This window comes from Arthrobacter sp. Y3221048 (assembly GCF_059092685.1).
This window is the reverse complement of the sequence record NZ_JBNHHX010000005.1, coordinates 191,927-211,038: the sequence shown is the minus strand read 5'-3', so window position 1 is coordinate 211,038 and position 19,112 is coordinate 191,927. Positions and strand designations below refer to the sequence as shown.

Below are 19,112 nucleotides of genomic sequence, written 5' to 3'. Positions count from 1 at the left end.
TTGAACCTCCCCCGGACAGCGTCCCGGCTGCCGGCCTACGGGCAGGATTCCCGGAACCTGCCGTGAAGGAGAATCAGCGATGAGCACGCACTCCACAACGACCACAAGCCTGGATCCGGACGTGGCCGAGACGTGCCGCCGCCTGGCGGCGCAGCTGCGGGTCGACTCCATTCGGACCACCACCCGGGTCGACTCCGGCCACGCCACCTCGTCGCTCTCGGCGGCCGACCTCATGGCGGTGCTCTTGGCGAACCACCTGCGCTATGACTGGCAGCGGCCGGAGCTGGCGGCGAACGACCATCTGGTTTTCTCCAAGGGGCACGCCTCGCCGCTGCTCTATGCCATGTTCCGGGCCGCCGGAGTGATTGACGAAACGGAACTGCTCGACGCGTACCGGCAGTTCGGCGGCCGGCTGCAAGGACATCCCACGCCTGCCCTGCCCTGGGTGGACGTGGCAACCGGATCGCTCGGCCAGGGGCTGCCCGTCGCCGTCGGCATCGCCATGGCCGGCAAGTACTTGGACCGGCTCCCCTACCGGACGTGGGTCCTCTGCGGGGACAGCGAGATGACCGAAGGATCCATGTGGGAGGCGCTGGACAAGGCCGCCTATTACCGGCTGGGAAATCTGACGGCGATCGTGGATGTGAACCGGCTGGGCCAGAACGGACCGACCGCACTGGGCTGGGACCTGGACCGGTACGCCGCACGGATCCGGGCCTTCGGCGCGCAACCGCTGCCGATTGACGGCCACGACCTGGCAGCCATCAACGAAGCCTTCTCCACGGCGCGTGCCACCACCGATCGGCCCAGCGTCATCCTGGCCCGCACGGTCAAGGGCAAAGGCGTTCCCGCGGTGGAGGACAGGGACGGCTGGCACGGCAAGGCACTGCCGGAGGACGTCGCCGGACCCGCCATCGACGCACTGGGCGGCCCCACGCACCTCCGGATCGCCACCCTTGCACCGGAACCCGGCGATCCTGCCATCACGCCAGACCCCACGGCCGCCGTCGAGCTTCCCGCCTACACGGTGGGCGATTCCGTCGCCACCCGGACCGCCTTCGGCGACGCGGTGGCTGCCCTCGCCGCCCGGCCCGAGGTGGTGGTCCTCGATGGAGAGGTGGGCAACTCCACCAAGGCCGGGGAATTCAGCAAGGCCGCACCGGAACGCTTCTTCGAAATGTTCATCTCCGAACAGCAGATGGTGGCTGCCGCGGCGGGGCTCTCGGTGCGCGGGTATGTGCCGTTCGCCGCCAGTTTTGCAGCGTTCCTCGTCTCCCGCGGTTACGACTTCATTCGGATGGCGGGGGTATCCGAGGTGGACATCCGCCTGGTCGGAACCCATGCCGGTGTCGAAATCGGCCAGGACGGGCCTTCGCAGATGGCGCTGGAGGACCTGGCCGCCATGCGGGCGATCCACACCTCGACCGTCCTCTACCCCGCCGACGCGCCCTCGGCCGCCCGGTTGGTCCGCACCATGGCTGACACTTCCGGCATCTGCTACCTCCGGGCAACCCGGGGCGACTACCCCGTGCTGTACGAAGAAGGCGAAGAGTTCCCCATCGGCGGGGCGAAGGTGCACCGGGCCACTGACGACGACGCCGTCGCCCTCGTCGGCGCGGGCGTCACCCTGCACGAGTGCCTGGCCGCGTCCGCCCAACTCGCCGGCGAAGGCATCGCCGCGCGGGTGATTGACCTCTATTCGATCAAGCCCATCGACCAGGAGACGCTGCTGGCAGCGTGCCGGGCCACCGGAGGCCGGATCGTCACGGTGGAGGACCACTATCCCGAAGGCGGGCTCGGGTCAGCCGTCGCCGGTTCCCTGACGCAGGCGCGGGTACCGGACCTTAAACTGGTCCGGCTGGCCGTGGAAGGTTTGCCGACGTCCGGCGCGCCACACGACCTGCTGGACGCCGCGGGCATCTCCGCGCGACATATTGTTGAGGCGGCGCGCCGACTGGTTCGGGAGTAGTCCGGGCGCTGCGCCGGGCCGGGCGTGGGGCCGGGCGCCGGCCGGCAAACCGGCGCGGCGGCCTCTTAGTCCTGCGCCTGCAGGAAGGACTCGGCGCCGCCGACGTATTCCGTGTGGCCGGAGGGGACGTCGGCGGTGACCATCTTGGCCACTTCCGCGCCGAACTCTTCCACCGAGTAAAGCTTGCCGGCCTCTGCGCGGCGGGCCTCGATCGCGCCGGGGCGGGCACGGTCCAGCAGCGTCGCGGTCACGGTGCCTTCGATCATGTCGCCGGATACGACCACCAGCGAGATGCCCTTGGCGTCCAGCTCCGGCAGCAGTTCGCGCAGCGCGTCTTCGCCGGCGCGCTTGCTCAGGGCCACCGGCTCGTACTCCGGCATCGTCGGTACGGTACGGATGAAGTGGGCCTGGTGGCTGGTGACAAACACCACCCGGGACCCTGCCGGCATCACCTCGGCCGCCGCCTTGAGCATGTTCACCTGCGCGTCGCGGTTCAGGCGCAGGGCATAGTCCTCGCCCATGCTGGACTCCATGCCGCCGGACGCGTTGAGCACCAGCACATCGACGCCGCCGAAGTTCTGCCGGGCGGCTTCGACCAGTGCCTGCGAGCCCTCTGCCGCGGTCAGATCGGCGGCAACGGCGACGGCGCGGCCGCCGGCTTCTTCGATCTGCGCCACTACCTTGTTCGCGCGGGGTGCCTTCTGGCGGTAGTTGACCACCACCGACGCTCCCTCGGCGGCCAGGAGCTTGGCCACCTCGGCGCCGATGCCGCGCGATGATCCCGTTACGATTGCTGCTTTGCCGTCCAGTGCGCCCATGGCTGCTCCTCGAGGTTCTGAGTGGTGGTCCGGTCGGCCCGTTGTAGGAAACGCTCAACCGGAAAAGGCTTCGGGTTCCATCTTGCCAGTCCCCGAAGCCTTATCCGTTGTAGAGAGCCCACAAAACGCAGGCCCGAACACCTGCCTGACCTGCCTAGTGGCCCATTCCCAGTCCGCCGTCCACCGGAATCACCGCGCCGGAGATGTAGGCGGCTTCGTCGCTGGCAATCCAGCGGACCACGTTCGCAACTTCTTCGGGTTCGGCGAAGCGGCCGGCCGGGATGGAAGCCAGGTAGTTCTTCTGGGTGTCCTCCGGCAGTACTGCCGTCATTTCCGTGTTGACGAAGCCCGGAGCCACGACGTTGGCGGTGATGTTGCGGGATCCGAGCTCGCGGGTCAGCGACCGGGCGATGCCCACCAGGCCGGCCTTGGACGCGGCATAGTTGATCTGGCCCGGCGACCCGTAGAGACCCACCACCGAGGAGATCAGCACCACGCGGCCCTTCCGCAGCCGGATCATGCCCTTGGAGGCGCGCTTGATCACCCGGAACGCGCCGGACAGGTTGGTATCCACCACGCTGGTGAAGTCCTCTTCGCTCATCCGCAGCAGCAGCGTGTCACGGGTGACGCCGGCGTTGGCGACCAGGACCTCCACGGGGCCGTGGGCGGCCTCGACTTCGGTGAAGGCAGCGTCCACGGACGCGGCATCGGTCACATCGGCCTTCACGCCCAGGAGTCCGTCGGGAACCTCGCCGCTGCGGTAGGTGATCGCCACCTTGTCGCCGTTCGCTTCGAAGGCCCGGGCAATCGCAAGCCCGATTCCCCTGTTGCCGCCGGTGACCAGCACGCTTCGGCCGGACTGCTGTTCGTTGCTCACTCTTACCTCCATCAAGCTGCTGTTTTCCTATGGAATCCTAGCCCGGGATATCCGTCGGTCGGTCATCGTCGCGCGGCTTTAGACATTCCGGCCAGCGTGGGAGAATTGATACAGCCCTGATGGAGTGTGATGAGCAAGCAGCCTGACGAGAAGCCGGAAGTCCTGAGCATTACGGACGTCCCTGAAAGCCATACCGATGAAATGCACCGGCGCATGGTCAAGTACACGCTCGCCATGGGTATCCGGCTGGCTTGTTTGCTGCTCTTCTTCTTCATCGACAGCTGGTTCCGCTGGTTCTTCGTGGCCGGCGCCGTCTTCCTGCCGTGGATCGCCGTGATCATCGCCAATGGCGGCAGCGACAAATCGAACCTGCAGCACAGCACCGCCTTGCTGGACCAGGCGCCGCAGCCGGAGCTGGAGGCCCCCTCCGCCCGCACGGCAAACGCCGGGGCAGACACCGACCAGGTCCTCAGCGGGGAGCTTATCGACGACGCCGAGCCGGCATCGGCCGGCATCCCCAACGCGTCCTCCCCGCCCGTCCGCCCCGCCTCCGACCGATCCGAGCCGCCGGGTCCGGCTGCGACAGCGGCCGACGGGCCCGCCGTTGCGGACGCTACCCCGCCGGAGGATCCCCGCGTGGACGACCAGCCGGCCGAATTCACCGGAAACCTGAGCCCCGTCACCAAGCGGCGCTGGCGGAAGGCGGCCGCGTGAACCTTTTGGACCAGCTCGGCGGCGGGACGGCGGCCGCCTCCCCCGTCTGTTCGCGGAAGGGCTGCCGCCAGGATGCGCAGTGGCAGCTGCTGTGGAACAACCCGAAAATCCATACCCCCGAGCGCCGCAAAATCTGGCTCGCGTGCGGCGGTCACCGGGAATGGCTGCAGGACTATCTGATCCAGCGCAGCCTCTGGCGCGAAACGCTCCCCTTGGAAGGTGCCTGAATGTCCTACCGATTCCTGCTCAGCGGCAAGTGGCTGGGCTGGCTGCTGATCGTTGCCCTGCTGGCCGCGCTGTGCGTGGTGCTGGGCAACTGGCAGATGGAACGCCGGGACCAGGCCCGCGACGTCATCGCGGCGGTGGAGAACAATTACGACGCCGACCCGGTGCCGTTCGGCGAGGTGCCGGACATCTTCGCCACCGCCGATGACTCGATGGAATGGACGCCGGTGGTCCTCACCGGCGAGTACGACGACGCCGGGCAGCGGATCGTGCGGAACCGTCCCCTGAACGGCCGGCCGGGCTACGAGGTGCTTGTCCCGTTGCGCCTCCAGGACGGCAGCGCCGTGGTGATCAACCGGGGCTGGCTCCCGATCGGCAACAACCAGGCCGGCCACCCGGACACCATTCCCGCCGCCCCGGACGGCGACGTCACCGTCGTCGCCCGCGTCAAGCCAGGCGAAGGCCCGGTCAGCCGCGGGGCCCCGGAGGGCCAGCTCGCGTCCATCCAACTGGACGCCTATGCGGCAGAACTGGGCTACCCCGTCCATACCGGCAGCTACGGGCTGATGGCGGCGGAATCTCCCGCTGCTCCCGTGCAACCCGTGCAGATCCCCAAGCCGGCCATCGACGAAGGCCCGCACCTGTCGTACTCCATGCAGTGGTACGCCTTCGGCGTGCTGCTGTTCGTCGGCTACGGCTATGCCGCACGCCAGCAGGCGCACCAGAGCCGGTACGCGGAGGAAGAGGAGGCGCTCAGCGGTTACCACCAGGCGAATCCGGCACCGCGTGCCGCGGCCCCGAAACGCCGGCGCAAGCGGCCGACGGCCGAAGAAGAGGAAGACGCCCTGCTGGACGCCCAGGGGTTCCGCACCGACGGCACCCTGCTCAGCCGCGACGACTAGTTACGGCTCTGCCGGAACCGGAATTGCCAAGGCGCGCATCGCCGACCGAGGAACGAGGGAGGTGTCTAAGCGCCGCGCAATTGCGGTTCGAGGCCGCGCCCGGAATCAGGCCAAGGTGACCAGGTCCAGGTAGTCCTCGTTCCAGAGGTCTTCGACGCCGTCCGGCAGCAGCACGACGCGCTCCGGGTTCAGGGCGGCCACCGCCCCTTCGTCGTGGCTCACCATGACGACGGCGCCGCTGTAGTTGCGCAGTGCGCCCAGGATTTCCGCCCGGCTGGCCGGGTCGAGGTTGTTCGTCGGCTCATCCAGCAGCAGCACATTGGCCGATGACGCGACGATGGTGGCCAGGGCGAGCCGGGTCTTTTCGCCACCGGAGAGCACCCCCGCCGGCTTGTTCACGTCGTCCCCCGAGAACAGGAAGGAACCGAGGATGTTCCGCACCTCGGCATCCTGCAGGTCGGGGGCGGCCGTGCGCATGTTCTCCAGCACGGTCCGGTCCACGTCCAGCGTCTCGTGTTCCTGCGCGTAGTAGCCGATCTTCAGTCCGTGGCCGGGCAGCACATCGCCGGTGTCGGGGGTGTCCACCCCGGCCAGCATGCGCAGCAGCGTGGTCTTGCCGGCGCCGTTCAGCCCCAGGATCACCACGCGGGAGCCCCGGTCGATGGCCAGGTCCACATCGGTGAAGATCTCCAATGAGCCATATGACTTGCTGAGGCCTTCGGCGGTGAGCGGAGTCTTGCCACAGGGTGCGGGATCGGGGAAGCGCAGCGCCGCCACCTTGTCCTGTGCGCGCACCTCATCCAAGCCGCTGAGCAAGCGTTCCGCCCGCTTGGCCATGTTCTGGGCCGCCACCGCCTTGGTGGCCTTGGCGCGCATCTTGTTCGCCTGGTCCATGAGAACCTGGGCCTTCTTTTCGGCGTTGGCGCGCTCACGCTTGCGGGCCCGCTCGTCGGTCTCGCGCTGGGACAGGTAGCGCTTCCAGTTCATGTTGTAGATGTCGATGGTGGCGCGGTTGGCGTCCAGGTGGAAGACCTTGTTGACGGTCGCTTCCAGCAGCCCGGTGTCGTGGCTGATCACGATCAGGCCGCCCTGGTGGTTTTTCAGGAACTCGCGCAGCCAGCTGATCGAGTCGGCGTCCAGGTGGTTTGTCGGCTCATCGAGCAGCATGGTGTCCGCACCGGAATACAGGATCCGGGCCAGCTCGACGCGGCGGCGCTGGCCGCCGGACAGGGTCCGCAGGGGCTGGTTCAGGATCCGCTCCGGCAGGGCCAGGTTGGAGGAAATGGCGGCGGCCTCGGCCTCGGCCGCGTAGCCGCCGCCGGAGATGAACTCGGCCTCCAGCCGGTCATAGCGTCGCATCGCCTTGGCCTGAACGTCGGCGTCGGTGCTGGCCATTTCCGACTGCGTTTCCCTCAGCTTGCGGGTCACCACGTCGAGGCCCCGCACCGAGAGGATGCGGTCGCGGGCCAGCTGTTCCATGTCGGGGGTGCGGGGGTCCTGGGGCAGGTAACCGATTTCACCGGTGCGCACCACAGTCCCGGCGGCAGGCATGCCTTCTCCGGCCAGGACGCGGGTCAGCGTGGTCTTGCCGGCGCCGTTGCGGCCCACCAGCCCCACCTTGTCGCCCTTGTCCACACGGAAGGACACCGCCTCCATGAGCAGACGGGCCCCGGCACGCAGCTCAAGATCGTTGACGGTAATCACAGTGGAAGCCTTTCGAAGGGGTGCGGAGAGGGGATACCCGGGCGCCGTCCAGACGGGACGGGCGGAAATCAACCTTTCCAGTCTACCGGCAACAAAAGGCCGTCCCCACCCCCTCCGCCGGTATGATCGGACGGTTATCCTTGGCGAATGAGTTTCTCCCGCGGCTCCCAGCTGGATACGTCACAGGTTCAGGACCGCCGCGGCGGCCTGGGCGGCAAGCTCGCAATCGGCGGCGGCGGCCTGTTGGTCCTCATTGCCAGCCTGCTGGGTGTTCCGCCCGAAGTGCTGGAGGGCTTCGGCGTGGGCGGCGGCCAGGAACAGCAGCAGGCAGGAGGTTCCGTCCTGCAGGAAGAGTGCCGCACCGGCGCCGACGCCAACGAGCGCACCGACTGCCGCATCGTGGGTACCGTCAACAGCCTCAACGATTTCTGGGCCGGCTACCTCCCCCGCTACAACATGCAGTATCCCGCCCCGCAGACCGTCCTTTTCGACGGCGGCGTCAGCACCGGCTGCGGCAGGGCCAGCAGCGCGGTGGGCCCGTTTTATTGTCCATCCGATCAGACCGCGTACTTTGACACGTCCTTTTTCACCGAGCTGACCACCCGCTTTGGTGGGAGCGGGGGGCCGCTGGCCGAGGAGTATGTGGTGGCGCACGAGTTCGGGCACCACATCCAGAACCTGACCGGCGCCATCGGCTACGCCCGGCAGGATCCCCAGGGTCCCGAGTCCGGTGCAGTCCGGGTGGAACTGCAGGCGGACTGCTATGCCGGCGTGTGGGCGGGCAATGCCACGGAGCAGATCGACGAAAGGACCGGAGAACCGTTCATGCAGCCGCTGACCCAGCGGGACCTGCAGGACGCCCTCTCCGCCGCGGCCGCCGTGGGCGACGACCGCATCCAGCAAGCCGCCGCGGGGCAGGTCAACCCCCACACCTGGACGCACGGCTCCAGCGAGCAACGGCAGCGCTGGTTCCTGCACGGCTACCGGACCGGGGACGCCGGCCGGTGCGACACCTTCTCCGCCCCGGACCTCGACCGCCCCGCCTGACGCAGGCTGTGAAAGCTACAGGTCGCGCGGGTCCACCGGGTCGGTCTCGCGGATGCCTGGGGCGAACGGCGGTGCGCCCCCGGAGGTCCCGGCCCTGCCGCCGTCGGGATCGCCGGGTCCGAATCCCGGCAGATAGCCGTCGGGCTCGCGGCCCATCGTTGTGTCCAGCAGCAGGAAGACCATGCCCGCTCCCAGCCAGACCAGGATCAGGCCGATCCCCGTCATCAGCAACTCCCCCGGCCCCGCCGTCCCCTGACCATACGGCAGCCAGCCCGTCGCGGCGCCCCTGACCCCCGTCCAGAGCAGCCAGAAAACCGGGAAGGCCAGGCCGAGCGTCACCGCCCCGGCGCCGATGCGGGGCCGCGGACCAAAGATGAGCCAGCCGGTCAGGACGACCACGGGCAGCACGTAATGCAGGAGCCGGTCCGCCATCACCCCTGCCGCGGTCAGCCCGGCGGCTTCGGGAAAACCGCGGAACCGGGTGAACTGGGCCAGGAAGACCAGCAGCATGGCCGCCAGGGTGGCGGTCCGGGCTGCCCGCCAGAGCCGTCCCCCGGCCATGGTCGAATCCATCAACAGCGTCAGGCTCACCACAAAGACCAGCAGCGCGGCCTGCACCCCCGGCGCGCTGGCGTAGTTCCACCAGGCATGCGCGGCGGCGGCGGCATAGCCGGGCGCCGCCGGCACGGCGGTGATTCCGACGACGAGGCCCACTACGGCCAGCAGCGCAGTCAGGCCGTGGTAGGCCGCAGCGACGTGGACCTCGTCATAGCGTCCCCGCCGCCGCTTTAATGCCGCCCTCGACACTCCCATGACATGATCCTAGCCCCGCGGGCCGGTGCCAACACAGAAGCGGACCGGCCACCCGAAGGTGACCGGTCCGCCGTCGTCGCTTCGCCGGGCTCAGATATTGAAGCCGAGGGCGCGCATCTGGTCGCGGCCGTCGTCGGTGATCCGTTCCGGACCCCACGGCGGCATCCATACCCAGTTGAGGCGCCACTCGTCCACCACGCCGTCCAGCGCCTGGCCGGTCTGCTCCTCGAGGACGTCGGTGAGCGGGCAGGCTGCGGTGGTCAGCGTCATGTCGATGAGCAGGGCACCGTCGTCGGCGTACTTCAGCCCGTACAGCAGGCCGAGGTCCACGATGTTGACGCCCAGCTCCGGGTCGATGACGTCCTTGAGCGCTTCCTCGACGTCCTCCAGGGACGTCTGCGGGGCTTTGGCTTCAGTCATGATCAGGCCTTTGCTGCTGTCAGGTAGCGGTCGTAGCCCTCTTCTTCGAGACGGTCGGCCAGTTCGGGGCCGCCCTCTTCGGCGATGTGGCCATCCACGAAGACGTGCACGAAGTCGGGCTTGATGTAGCGCAGGATGCGCGTGTAGTGGGTGATGAGCAGGGTGCCCATCGCGCCCCCGGCATGCACCCGGTTGTGGCCTTCGGAGACCACCTTGAGCGCATCCACGTCCAGGCCGGAGTCGGTTTCGTCCATGATGGCGAACTTGGGCTTGAAAAGTTCGAGCTGGAGGATCTCCACGCGCTTCTTCTCGCCGCCGGAGAAGCCTTCGTTCACGTTGCGCTGGGCGAAGTCGGCGTCGATGCGCAGCTGGCTCATCGCTTCCTTGACGTCCTTGGTCCAGGTACGCAGGCTCGGGGCCTCGCCGTCGAGGGCGGTCTTGGCGGTGCGCAGGAAGTTGGTCATGGTCACGCCGGGTACCTCGACCGGGTACTGCATGGCCAGGAACAGGCCGGCGCGGGCGCGCTCGTCCACGCTCATGGCCAGCACATCTTCGCCGTCCATGGTGATGGAGCCGGAGTCGACGTTGTAGCGCGGGTGCCCGGCGATGGTGGCCGCCAGGGTGGACTTGCCGGAACCGTTCGGGCCCATGATGGCGTGGATTTCGCCGGTGTTGATCGTCAGGGACACGCCCTTGAGGATCTGCTTGCTGCCCTGCTCGGTGTCGATGCTGACGTGCAGGTCCTTGATTTCAAGAGTAGACATCTGTCTGCTTTCTCCTTTGCGCCCGGTGGGAGCGGGCGCCGTTCACGTAATTGAAGTTTTTAGTTGAGGTCCGGGGCGGGCGCCCCGTTGAGGACGTTCGTGACGTCCACGTAGACGCCGTCGCCGTCGAGCGTCAGCGCGAACACCGGGACGGGCTCGAACGCCGGCAGGCTCAGCGGCTCGCCGGTGCGCAGATCGAACTGGGAGCCGTGGCCCCAGCATTCGATCGCGCAGCCTTCGACGTCGCCTTCGGAGAGGGAAACGTCCGCGTGCGAACAGGTGTCTCCGATGGCGTGGAGTTCGCCTTCCGAGTCCCTGACGATGGCTACCGGGTAGTCATCGATCAGGATGCGCACTGCCTGATTGACCTGTACGTCAGAGGCCTGGCACACCAGTTCGCCGCGCGGAGTCCCGCTCATCAGAGGTTGCCCGCCTCGAGCTCGCGTTCCAGTGCGGCGTTGAGCCGCTCTTCGAGGGCGGGAACCCGGATCTGCTGAATGACCTCGTTGAGGAAACCGCGGACCACCAGGCGGCGGGCGACGTCTTGGGGGATGCCGCGCGCCATCAGGTAGAACAGGTGCTCGTCGTCGAAGCGGCCGGTGGTGCTGGCGTGGCCGGCACCTTCGATCAGTCCGGTCTCGATTTCGAGGTTCGGCACCGAGTCGGCGCGCGCGCCGTCGGTCAGCACCAGGTTCCGGTTTGCCTCGTAGCTGTCGGTGCCCTCGGCTTCCTTGCGGATCAGCACGTCGCCCACCCAGACGGTGTGCGCGTTCTTGCCCTGCAGGGCGCCCTTGTACAGCACCCGCGACTTGCAGTTCGGCATCGCGTGGTCCACGAACAGGCGGTGCTCAAGGTGCTGTCCGGCGTCGGCGAAGTAGAGGCCGAACATTTCCACATCGCCGCCGGTGGCAGTGAAACGGGTGGACGGCGTGACGCGGACCAGGTCGCCGCCCAGGCTGACGGTCACATGCTTGAACTTCGCGTCGCGGCCCACGCGGGCCTGCTGCGAGGAGGCGTGAACGGCGTCGTCGGCCCATTCCTGCACCGAGACGACGGTGAGTTCGGCGCCGTCCTGCACATCGATCTCCACGTTTTGCGAGACCGTTGCGCTGCCCTTGTGGTCCAGCACGACGACGGCCTTGGAGAACTTTTCGGCCACGATGACCAGGTGCTGCGCGGACAGCTCGGTGCTGTTGCCTTCCACGACCACGGCGACGCCGGAATCCAGCTGGGCTTCGGCCGGAATGGTCACCACGGTCGCTTCGGTGAACGCCTCCCAGGCCGCAGCCGAGACGCGGTCCTCGGGGATGCCCGCAACACCGATGCGTGCATCGCCCCGGCCCACGGTCTCGACCAGGACGCCGGCCGGCAGGTCGGCGCCTTCGGGCCCGGTGACGGTGACGGCCGGTGCGGTACCGGTCAGCGCGTCGCTCTGCAGGCCGCGCAGGCGCTTGAGCGGAGTGAACCGCCAGTCTTCCTCCCGTCCGGTGAGCGGGCCGAAGTCTTCTGCCTTGTACGAGGTCAGGCGGCCGGCGCGGGAGCTGTCCGGAACACCGACGCCGCCTCCGTGGCTGTGGCTCTTGGCGCTGGCCCCGGCCAGCGGACCTGCGTCAGCGTTGGCCGGGGAGAGATTTTCGCCTTCCTCCGTGAATCCGTCGATGGCCGGAGCACCGATGCGTGCCTTCTCAGTGATCTCAGTCATTAACCTACGGATCCTTCCATCTGCAGTTCAATCAAGCGGTTCAGCTCGAGGGCGTATTCCATCGGCAGCTCGCGGGCGATCGGCTCGATGAAACCGCGCACGATCATGGCCATTGCTTCGTCTTCGGCCATGCCGCGCGTCATCAGGTAGAACAGCTGCTCTTCGCTGACGCGGGACACGGTCGCCTCGTGGCCCATGGTGACGTCGTCCTCGCGGACATCGATGTACGGGTACGTGTCCGACCGCGAGATCGTGTCCACCAGCAGGGCGTCGCAAACCACGCTGTTCTTGGTGTTCTTCGCGCCTTCGCGGACCTGGACCAGGCCTCGGTAGGCCGAGCGGCCGCCGCCGCGGGCCACGGACTTGGCCACGATCGCGCTGGAAGTGTTCGGCGCGATGTGGACCATCTTCGAGCCGGTGTCCTGGTGCTGGCCCGCACCGGCGAAGGCGATGGACAGCGTCTCGCCCTTGGCGTGCTCGCCGGTCAGGTAGACCGCCGGGTACTTCATGGTGACCTTGGAGCCGATGTTGCCGTCGACCCACTCCATGGTGGCGCCCTCATGGGCGATGGCCCGCTTGGTGACCAGGTTGTACACGTTGTTGGACCAGTTCTGGATCGTCGTGTACCGGACGCGCGCGCCCTTCTTCACGATGATTTCGACGACGGCGGAGTGCAGCGAGTCGGAGCTGTAAATCGGCGCCGTGCAGCCCTCGATGTAGTGCACGTAGGAGTCTTCGTCGGCGATGATCAGCGTGCGCTCGAACTGGCCCATGTTCTCGGTGTTGATCCGGAAGTAGGCCTGCAGCGGGATGTCCACGTGGACGCCCTTCGGGACGTAGACGAAGGACCCGCCGGACCAGACGGCGGTGTTCAGCGAGGCGAACTTGTTGTCGCCCACCGGGATGACCGAACCGAAGTACTCCTGGAAGATCTCCGGGTGTTCCTTCAGGCCGGTGTCGGTGTCCAGGAAGATCACGCCCTGGGCTTCCAGGTCTTCGCGAAGCTGGTGGTAGACCACCTCGGACTCGTACTGGGCGGCAACACCGGAGACCAGGCGTTCACGCTCGGCCTCGGGGATGCCCAGCTTTTCGTAGGTGACCCGGATGTCCTCGGGCAGGTCCTCCCACGTTTTGGCCTGCTTCTCCGTGGAACGGACAAAGTACTTGATGTTGTCGAAGTCAATGCCGGACAGGTCGGCGCCCCAGGTGGGCATCGGCTTGCGGTCGAAGTACTTCAAGCCCTTCAAACGCAGATCCAGCATCCACTGCGGCTCGCCCTTCTTGGCGGAGATGTCGCGGACCACTTCTTCATTCAGACCGCGGCGGGCGTTGGCGCCGGCGGTGTCGGCGTCGGACCAGCCGTATTCGTAGGTCCCGATGCCATGCAGCTCGGGGTTCTTTTCCAGGATTTCGGAAATGGTGGTGTCGGCTACGTCGGTCGTCCCGACCGCGTTCCTCATGCTCTGATCCACTTGGTCCGTCATCACGGCCTCTCTTGCAGATTGATGGATACTCGTCTCGTGCCTGTCGCCGGTTCGACGGGTCGAACCGCAGACCTTGTTCGACCCACCGGGATGTGGGTCGTACAAACATGTCCCCCGCTGGCCAGCGTGGACAGTCGCCTGACATCCACCCCGAGCAGCCGGGAGAAAACTTCAGTTTCGCTGTCGCAGAAGTCGGGGAAGTCTGCTGCCAGCTGCTGCACCGGGCAGTGCCCCTGGCACAGCTGGACGGCCAGCATGGTGCTGTGCGGCGCTTGGGATCCCACCACGTTGGTGGAGCCAACGAAGCCGTCGGCGCTCAGCGCCTCCGCCAGCGCCTTGGCCCGCTCTTCGATTCCGGGCCCTGCTGCCTCCACTACCGGACGGTAGCGTTCTTCCATGTCCCGGTAGCGGTTCCGCGCGAACTCAGCAACCGCCTCGCGGCCGGCAGCCTCGCCCAAGGCCGCCAACGCGGTACGGGCGATATCCAGATAGTCGTTGCCGAGCCGTGTCTGGCCCTGCCGGCTCAGCACGTACTTCCGGGCCGGCCGGCCGGCTCCGGTGGCCGAATTCGCAGTGAGCTTGACCTCGATCAAGCCCTTGCGGGAGAGGGCATCCAAGTGGCGCCGCACGGCCGCGGGAGTGAAGCCCAGTATCTCGCCGAGCCCGGCGGCACTGACGGGTCCGTGTTCCAAGACGGCATTCAACACCCGGTCCCGGGTCCGCTCCTCGGACTCCGGTGCCTGGGCACGCAAAGAAGCACTACTGGTCATGGAATACACAACACAATCATGACGTATTCTATTCCGCCCTACCAGTAAGGCACGCCTTAGCGGAGCATCCCTGCGTGGACCGCTCTACGTCCCGTAGAATGTTCGGGTGCCTACCTCCGAACCCTGCCTGGATATCCAGGGACTCGTGAAAGATCTGGGACCGGTGGAGGCCCTGGACAACAAGATGGTCCGCGTCATCGACGGGGTCCATCTGCGCGCCTACCCCGGGCAGGTCACGGCCTTGCTCGGACCTAACGGCGCGGGCAAGACCACCACCTTAGCCTGCGCGCAGGGCCTCATGCGTCCCAACGGCGGCACCGTTCGGCTCCTCGGTCAGGACCCCTACCAGGCGGGCGCGGAGCTCCGGAGCCGGGTCGGCGTCATGCTGCAGGAAGGCGGCCTGCCGCAGGCCATCCGGCCGCTGGCCCTGCTCCAGCACGTTGCCGGAATGTACCAGGACCCCCGCAGCGTGGACGAGCTGGCGGAGCGGCTGGGCATCAACGGATTCGCCAACACACCCATCCGCAGGCTCTCGGGCGGCCAGAAGCAGCGGGTCGCCCTGGCCGCCGCCTTGGTCGGCGATCCGGAGATCCTTTTCCTGGACGAACCAAGCGCCGGACTGGACCCACAGTCCCGGGCCGTGGTGTTCGACCTGATCCAGGAACTGCGGGCCGAGGGGCTGGGCATCATCCTCACCACGCATCTCATGGACGACGCCCAGCGGCTGGCCGACTATGTCTTCATCATCGATGCCGGCAGGACGGTAGTGCACGGCACGGTCGCCGAACTCACGGCGGCCACGGACGAGAGCGCCGGCGTCGAACGCCTGCTGACCTTCGATGCCGCTCCGGGCCTGTCCTTCGCCCTGCCCGAGCCGTTCACCGCCGTCGAGAACGTTCCCGGCCGCTACATGGTGGCAGGCCAAATTACCCCCGCGGTGCTGGCCGCGTTGGCGGCGGAGTGGGCGGCCCACAATGTCATGCCGGCGTCCATCCACATGGCACCGCGTTCGCTGGAGGATGTCTTCCTCGATATTTCCGGGAAGGACCTGCGATGAGCGCGCCCGCCCCCTTGATCCGCAGGATCGCCCTCCAGGGCCGCTACGAGACCCTGGGCATGCTGCGCAACGGCGAGCAGTTGCTGATTGCGATCATCCTGCCGCTGCTGGCGCTCATCGGCTTGACCGTCACACCGCTGCTGGACACGTTCACGGACAACCGGATCGCCATGGCGGCCCCGGGCGTCCTGGCCTTGTGCACGGTATCCACCGCCCTGACAGGCCAGGGAATCGCCACCGGCTTTGACCGCCGCTATGGCGTCCTGCGGTTCCTGTCCACCACTCCGTTGGGACAGGGCGGCCTGATCCTGGGAAAGATTCTCGCCGTGCTGGCCATCATGGTGATCCAAGTCGTGGTGGTGGGCGGGACTGCCCTCCTGTTCCTCGGCTGGCAGCCCGCACTCGGCGGCATCGCGCCGGCAGCCGCGCAGCTGGTGCTCGGTGCCGCGGCTTTCACCTCGCTTGGTCTCTTGATCGCCGGGACCGTGCGGCCGGAAGCCACGCTGGCGATCACCAACCTGCTGTGGGTGCTGTTGGCGGCCGCCGGCGGTATCCTCTTCCCGGTGGCCAGCTGGCCCGACGTTTTCGAGCCGGCCGCCCATGTGCTACCCTCGACTGCTTTGGGCGACGCCCTGCGCAGCGCGCTGATCGACGCGCAGTTCAATCTCACCGCATCAATCGTGCTGCTGGCCTGGACCGTAGTGGCCAGCCTTGCCGCCATCCGCTGGTTCAAATGGAGCTAAGTCAATGACCACCGCCACCCCGAAGTCCCGCGGCCTCCAGGATCGGCTGCCCGTCTCGGTCAACCGGACCGTGCACGGGCTGGCCATTGCCTCACTTGTATCGCAGATGGGCATCATCATCACCGGCGGCGCCGTGCGGCTGACCAAGTCCGGCCTGGGCTGCTCGGAGTGGCCGAACTGCGTACCCGGTTCCATGACGCCGACGCCCGAGATGGGCATCCACGGGCTGATCGAATTCGGCAACCGAACGCTGACGTTCATCCTGGTCATCATCGCCGTGGCCATGCTCGTGTCGCTGTGGCGGATGCGCCGGTCACACCGCACCCTGTTCGGCCTGGCGGTGGCCCTGCTGTGCGTCATCCCGGTGCAGGCCCTGATCGGAGGCATCACCGTGTGGACCGATCTGAATCCGTGGGTGGTGAGCCTGCACTTCCTGGCCTCGGCGGCACTGGTCGCTGTCGCCACGCTGCTGGTGAACCGCACCGGAATGTACTTGCGCGGCGGCACCGCCGTCGCCGTCGCTCCGGTCCCGCGCATCCAGGCAACCCTGGGCTGGACCATCGCCGCTACCTCTGCTGCCTCCATCGTGCTGGGCACGATCGTGACCGGCACCGGCCCGCATGCCGGTGACGCCAGTGCCCCGCGGCACAACTTCAGCGCGGACCTGGTGACGCGGATCCACGTGGTGCCGGTCTACCTGCTGGTCGCGGCCATCGTGCTGGCGCTGGTGCTCGCCTACCGCCACGCCACCTCCCCGCAACTCCGTACCGCTCTCTGGTGGCTGGCCGCCGTGGTCCTGCTCCAAGGCGGCATCGGCTACCTGCAGCACTTCACCGGGCTGCCGGTCGGCCTCGTGCTGCTGCACATGCTCGGTTCCGCCCTGCTGACCGTCGCGGCCACGAATGTCTGGGACCGTTCCACCGGCAAATTCCCGCTGTAGTCCGGTCAGGCGGCGGGCTGTCGCTACTGTCCCGCCGAGGCCCGATCAGCCGGGCGGAACGCCTCGATGCCTTCGAGGAGGCGGGCGAGTTCGCGGCGGCTGCTCCCGGGCAAGGGGTGCAGCGGCAACCGCGGATCACCGGCGTCGATCCCGGCGGCCCTGGCCAACGAGTAGAGATTGCTGAGCGGGCGCAGCGAGCCGTAGTAGGCCATGAGCGGAGCCAACGCGGCGCGTGCCGCGGCGGCAGTTTCCTCATCGCCGGCCAGCAAGGCGTCGCGCAGCACCCGGTAGTGCGCCGGCAGCACGGCGATCGGCCCGCCGTGCCAGGCATCGGCGGCGAAGCCGGCCTCGGCGATCAGCGCGTCACCGCTCATGCCATGGCTGAAATCGTCCGCTTCGACCGGCAGCAGGCGGCGGAGTTCTTCATATCGCTCGCGGAATACTTCGGCATTGGGGGCCGATTCCTTCACGGCCACGATGTGGGGTTCCGCGGCCAGTTCGGCCACGAGCTCCAGGCTGAAGCTGAACTGCGTGGTGCGGGGATTGCTGTACAGGCAGACGGGGAGGCCGGACTGCCGGGCCGCCGCAACACACTGGGCGGCTACTTCCTCGTCCGTCAGGGGATAGTAGGAGACCGTGGAGACCAGGAGGCCGTCGGCGCCGGCAGCATTGGCGTCGTCGATGTTCTGCAGGAGTTCACGGGTGCCCACCGCGCTCACGCCGACGCACACCGGCAGCCCGGGCCGGACCGCCCTGGCCGCCTCCACCGCCGCTATGACGACATCCCGTCGCTCCGCGCGGTCCAGATAGGCGAAGTTGCCCGAACTGCCGAGCACCGTTATCGCGTCGACGGGCGCCTCGCTCACGGCGGCGATATGGCGAATCAGCTCGGGAAGGTTGACACCGCCGTCGTCATGGAAGGGGGTCACCGGATAGGCAATCAGGCCGCGGAAGGGATTCATGCCGCAATCTTAGGGCAGCGCGGGCAGGACAGCCCGACGGCGGGGCCTGCCGAAAAGATCAAGCCGGCGCGGGCGGGTGGCGCCTAGCCGAAGACGGGACCGCCGATAAAGGGGTCCAGGGCCAGGGCAAGGAACAGCACCGTCAGGTAGCTGATGGAACCGTGGAACACGCGCATGGCGCTCTTGTTCGTGACGGCGGTGCTTTCGGTTCCGCGCTTGGTCAGCGCGTAGAGCCGGTGCGATTCGTAGACGAACCAGGAACCGCTGAGCAGTGCCACGATCGTGTACACCCAGCCGGCGCCGCCGACCGGAGCCAGCAGCAGCGAGCAGACCAAGGTGGCCCAGGCGTAGAGGACGACCTGCACGGAAACCTGCCGGGCGCTGGCGATGGCGCCCAGCATCGGCACGTTGGCGGCGTTGTAGTCGTCGCTGTATTTCATGGACAGCGGCCAGTAGTGCGGGGGCGTCCACAGGAAGATGACCATGAACAGGATCACCGCCGGCCACGCCACCGTGTTGGTCACGGCAGCCCAGGCGATGAGCACCGGGAAGCACCCGGCGGCGCCGCCCCAGACGATGTTCTGGGAGGTGCGGCGCTTAAGGATCAGCGTGTAGATCACGACGTAGAAGAAGATCGCGCCGACGCCCAGCATGCCGGCCAGCGGATTCGCCCCGAACCAGAGGAGCGCCACGGCCACCACGGCGAGCACCCAGGAGAACACCAGCGCCTCGCGCGGAGTCAGCTCCCCGGTCACGAGCGGGCGGTTCTCGGTCCGGTGCATGAGCTTGTCCATGTCCCGGTCGATGTAGCAGTTGAAGGATCCGGCCGCTCCGGCAGCCAGGGCACCGCCGACCATCGTGGCAGCCATCAGCCAGAGGTCGGGAAAGCCGCCCTGGGCGAAGATCATGGTGGGCAGCGTGGTCACCAGCAGAAGTTCCATCACGCGGGGCTTCGTGAGCGCTATGTAGGCCTTGGCCTTGCGCGAGAAGCCGGGCTTGGCCGGAACGGCCAACGCCTGGTCCGGAACGGTCTGGATATTCAAGGAAAAACCACTCAGTTCTGCTGGAGTTCGTCTGACACACGAAAGCGCCCAGCCTTAAAGGACGGGCCAAGGTGCACCTACATCATACTCCTTCTATCTCTCGTAGAAACCGGTTTTGCCGGCCCCCGCCGAAACCTGCGCAGGCCCGCCCGCTCCGG

Annotated in this window: 20 protein-coding genes; 8 read left to right on the top strand and 12 right to left on the bottom strand. The window is 67.5% G+C overall.

Features of this window, described 5'->3' with window-relative positions:
* The first annotated feature begins 79 nt into the window (after positions 1–79).
* A complete protein-coding gene (locus AC5RVS_RS15685) occupies positions 80–1,969 on the top strand; it encodes a transketolase (RefSeq protein ID WP_494108817.1) in 1,890 nt (629 codons plus the stop codon).
* A gap of 65 nt (positions 1,970–2,034) precedes the next feature.
* Here the strand turns inward: AC5RVS_RS15685 and AC5RVS_RS15680 are convergent, their stop codons facing one another.
* Together AC5RVS_RS15680 and AC5RVS_RS15675 are read right to left on the bottom strand one after the other, a co-directional pair.
* Positions 2,035–2,787 (bottom strand): SDR family oxidoreductase, encoded by a 753-nt coding sequence (locus AC5RVS_RS15680; protein ID WP_493987274.1) that lies wholly within the window; start codon positions 2,785–2,787, stop codon positions 2,035–2,037.
* A 154-nt stretch (positions 2,788–2,941) separates the two neighbouring features.
* On the bottom strand, positions 2,942–3,676 hold the full coding sequence (locus AC5RVS_RS15675) for a beta-ketoacyl-ACP reductase (protein ID WP_494108816.1): 735 nt from the start codon (positions 3,674–3,676) through the stop codon (positions 2,942–2,944).
* Positions 3,677–3,793: 117 nt separating this feature from the next.
* Between AC5RVS_RS15675 and AC5RVS_RS15670 the strand changes: the two genes are divergently transcribed.
* The 3 genes from AC5RVS_RS15670 to AC5RVS_RS15660 are packed head-to-tail and all read left to right on the top strand — an operon-like array spanning position 3,794 to position 5,505.
* A complete protein-coding gene (locus AC5RVS_RS15670) occupies positions 3,794–4,378 on the top strand; it encodes a DUF3099 domain-containing protein (protein ID WP_494108815.1) in 585 nt (194 codons plus the stop codon).
* On the top strand, positions 4,375–4,605 hold the full coding sequence (locus AC5RVS_RS15665) for a hypothetical protein (RefSeq protein WP_493987277.1): 231 nt from the start codon (positions 4,375–4,377) through the stop codon (positions 4,603–4,605). The genes AC5RVS_RS15670 and AC5RVS_RS15665 overlap by 4 nt, the downstream gene beginning before the upstream one ends.
* Positions 4,606–5,505, top strand: a complete 900-nt coding sequence (locus tag AC5RVS_RS15660) for an SURF1 family cytochrome oxidase biogenesis protein (protein ID WP_494108814.1) — start codon at positions 4,606–4,608, stop codon at positions 5,503–5,505.
* Between the two features lie 105 nt (positions 5,506–5,610).
* Here the strand turns inward: AC5RVS_RS15660 and abc-f are convergent, their stop codons facing one another.
* Positions 5,611–7,209, bottom strand: a complete 1,599-nt coding sequence (abc-f, locus tag AC5RVS_RS15655) for a ribosomal protection-like ABC-F family protein (RefSeq protein WP_494108813.1) — start codon at positions 7,207–7,209, stop codon at positions 5,611–5,613.
* A gap of 147 nt (positions 7,210–7,356) precedes the next feature.
* On the opposite strand from abc-f, the gene ypfJ reads away from it, so the two are divergent.
* Positions 7,357–8,256: a KPN_02809 family neutral zinc metallopeptidase gene (ypfJ, locus tag AC5RVS_RS15650; RefSeq protein WP_494108812.1), complete on the top strand. Its 900-nt coding sequence runs from the start codon at positions 7,357–7,359 to the stop codon at positions 8,254–8,256.
* Between the two features lie 15 nt (positions 8,257–8,271).
* Here ypfJ and AC5RVS_RS15645 read toward each other — a convergent pair whose 3' ends face one another.
* The 7 genes from AC5RVS_RS15645 to AC5RVS_RS15615 form a co-directional block, all read right to left on the bottom strand.
* On the bottom strand, positions 8,272–9,069 hold the full coding sequence (locus AC5RVS_RS15645; RefSeq protein ID WP_493987281.1) for a Pr6Pr family membrane protein: 798 nt from the start codon (positions 9,067–9,069) through the stop codon (positions 8,272–8,274).
* A 90-nt stretch (positions 9,070–9,159) separates the two neighbouring features.
* Positions 9,160–9,489 (bottom strand): metal-sulfur cluster assembly factor, encoded by a 330-nt coding sequence (locus AC5RVS_RS15640; RefSeq protein WP_493978517.1) that lies wholly within the window; start codon positions 9,487–9,489, stop codon positions 9,160–9,162.
* Positions 9,490–9,491: 2 nt separating this feature from the next.
* Positions 9,492–10,253, bottom strand: a complete 762-nt coding sequence (sufC, locus tag AC5RVS_RS15635) for a Fe-S cluster assembly ATPase SufC (RefSeq protein WP_493987282.1) — start codon at positions 10,251–10,253, stop codon at positions 9,492–9,494.
* Positions 10,254–10,312: 59 nt separating this feature from the next.
* Entirely contained in the window at positions 10,313–10,672 is a 360-nt protein-coding gene (locus tag AC5RVS_RS15630; RefSeq protein WP_493987283.1) for a non-heme iron oxygenase ferredoxin subunit, read from the bottom strand.
* The gene (gene sufD, locus AC5RVS_RS15625; protein ID WP_494108811.1) at positions 10,672–11,955 is read right to left on the bottom strand and encodes a Fe-S cluster assembly protein SufD; all 1,284 of its coding nucleotides are present in this window, start codon (positions 11,953–11,955) and stop codon (positions 10,672–10,674) included. The genes AC5RVS_RS15630 and sufD overlap by 1 nt, the downstream gene beginning before the upstream one ends.
* On the bottom strand, positions 11,955–13,439 hold the full coding sequence (gene sufB / locus AC5RVS_RS15620) for a Fe-S cluster assembly protein SufB (RefSeq protein ID WP_493987285.1): 1,485 nt from the start codon (positions 13,437–13,439) through the stop codon (positions 11,955–11,957). The genes sufD and sufB overlap by 1 nt, the downstream gene beginning before the upstream one ends.
* Positions 13,439–14,209: a helix-turn-helix transcriptional regulator gene (locus AC5RVS_RS15615; protein ID WP_493987537.1), complete on the bottom strand. Its 771-nt coding sequence runs from the start codon at positions 14,207–14,209 to the stop codon at positions 13,439–13,441. The genes sufB and AC5RVS_RS15615 overlap by 1 nt, the downstream gene beginning before the upstream one ends.
* A gap of 106 nt (positions 14,210–14,315) precedes the next feature.
* Here AC5RVS_RS15615 and AC5RVS_RS15610 point away from each other — a divergent pair, with 106 nt between their 5' ends.
* Genes AC5RVS_RS15610 through AC5RVS_RS15600 form a run of 3 tightly spaced genes read left to right on the top strand, consistent with a single transcriptional unit; the run spans position 14,316 to position 16,949 of the window.
* The gene (locus tag AC5RVS_RS15610; RefSeq protein WP_494108810.1) at positions 14,316–15,266 is read left to right on the top strand and encodes an ABC transporter ATP-binding protein; all 951 of its coding nucleotides are present in this window, start codon (positions 14,316–14,318) and stop codon (positions 15,264–15,266) included.
* Positions 15,263–16,009, top strand: a complete 747-nt coding sequence (locus AC5RVS_RS15605) for an ABC transporter permease (RefSeq protein WP_493987286.1) — start codon at positions 15,263–15,265, stop codon at positions 16,007–16,009. The genes AC5RVS_RS15610 and AC5RVS_RS15605 overlap by 4 nt, the downstream gene beginning before the upstream one ends.
* A 4-nt stretch (positions 16,010–16,013) precedes the next feature.
* Positions 16,014–16,949, top strand: a complete 936-nt coding sequence (locus AC5RVS_RS15600; RefSeq protein ID WP_493987287.1) for a COX15/CtaA family protein — start codon at positions 16,014–16,016, stop codon at positions 16,947–16,949.
* A gap of 23 nt (positions 16,950–16,972) precedes the next feature.
* On the opposite strand, the gene AC5RVS_RS15595 is transcribed toward AC5RVS_RS15600, so the two are convergent.
* Together AC5RVS_RS15595 and AC5RVS_RS15590 are read right to left on the bottom strand one after the other, a co-directional pair.
* Entirely contained in the window at positions 16,973–17,911 is a 939-nt protein-coding gene (locus AC5RVS_RS15595; protein WP_494108809.1) for a dihydrodipicolinate synthase family protein, read from the bottom strand.
* A gap of 83 nt (positions 17,912–17,994) precedes the next feature.
* A complete protein-coding gene (locus AC5RVS_RS15590; RefSeq protein ID WP_493987289.1) occupies positions 17,995–18,954 on the bottom strand; it encodes a heme o synthase in 960 nt (319 codons plus the stop codon).
* Between the last annotated feature and the right edge of the window lie 158 nt (positions 18,955–19,112).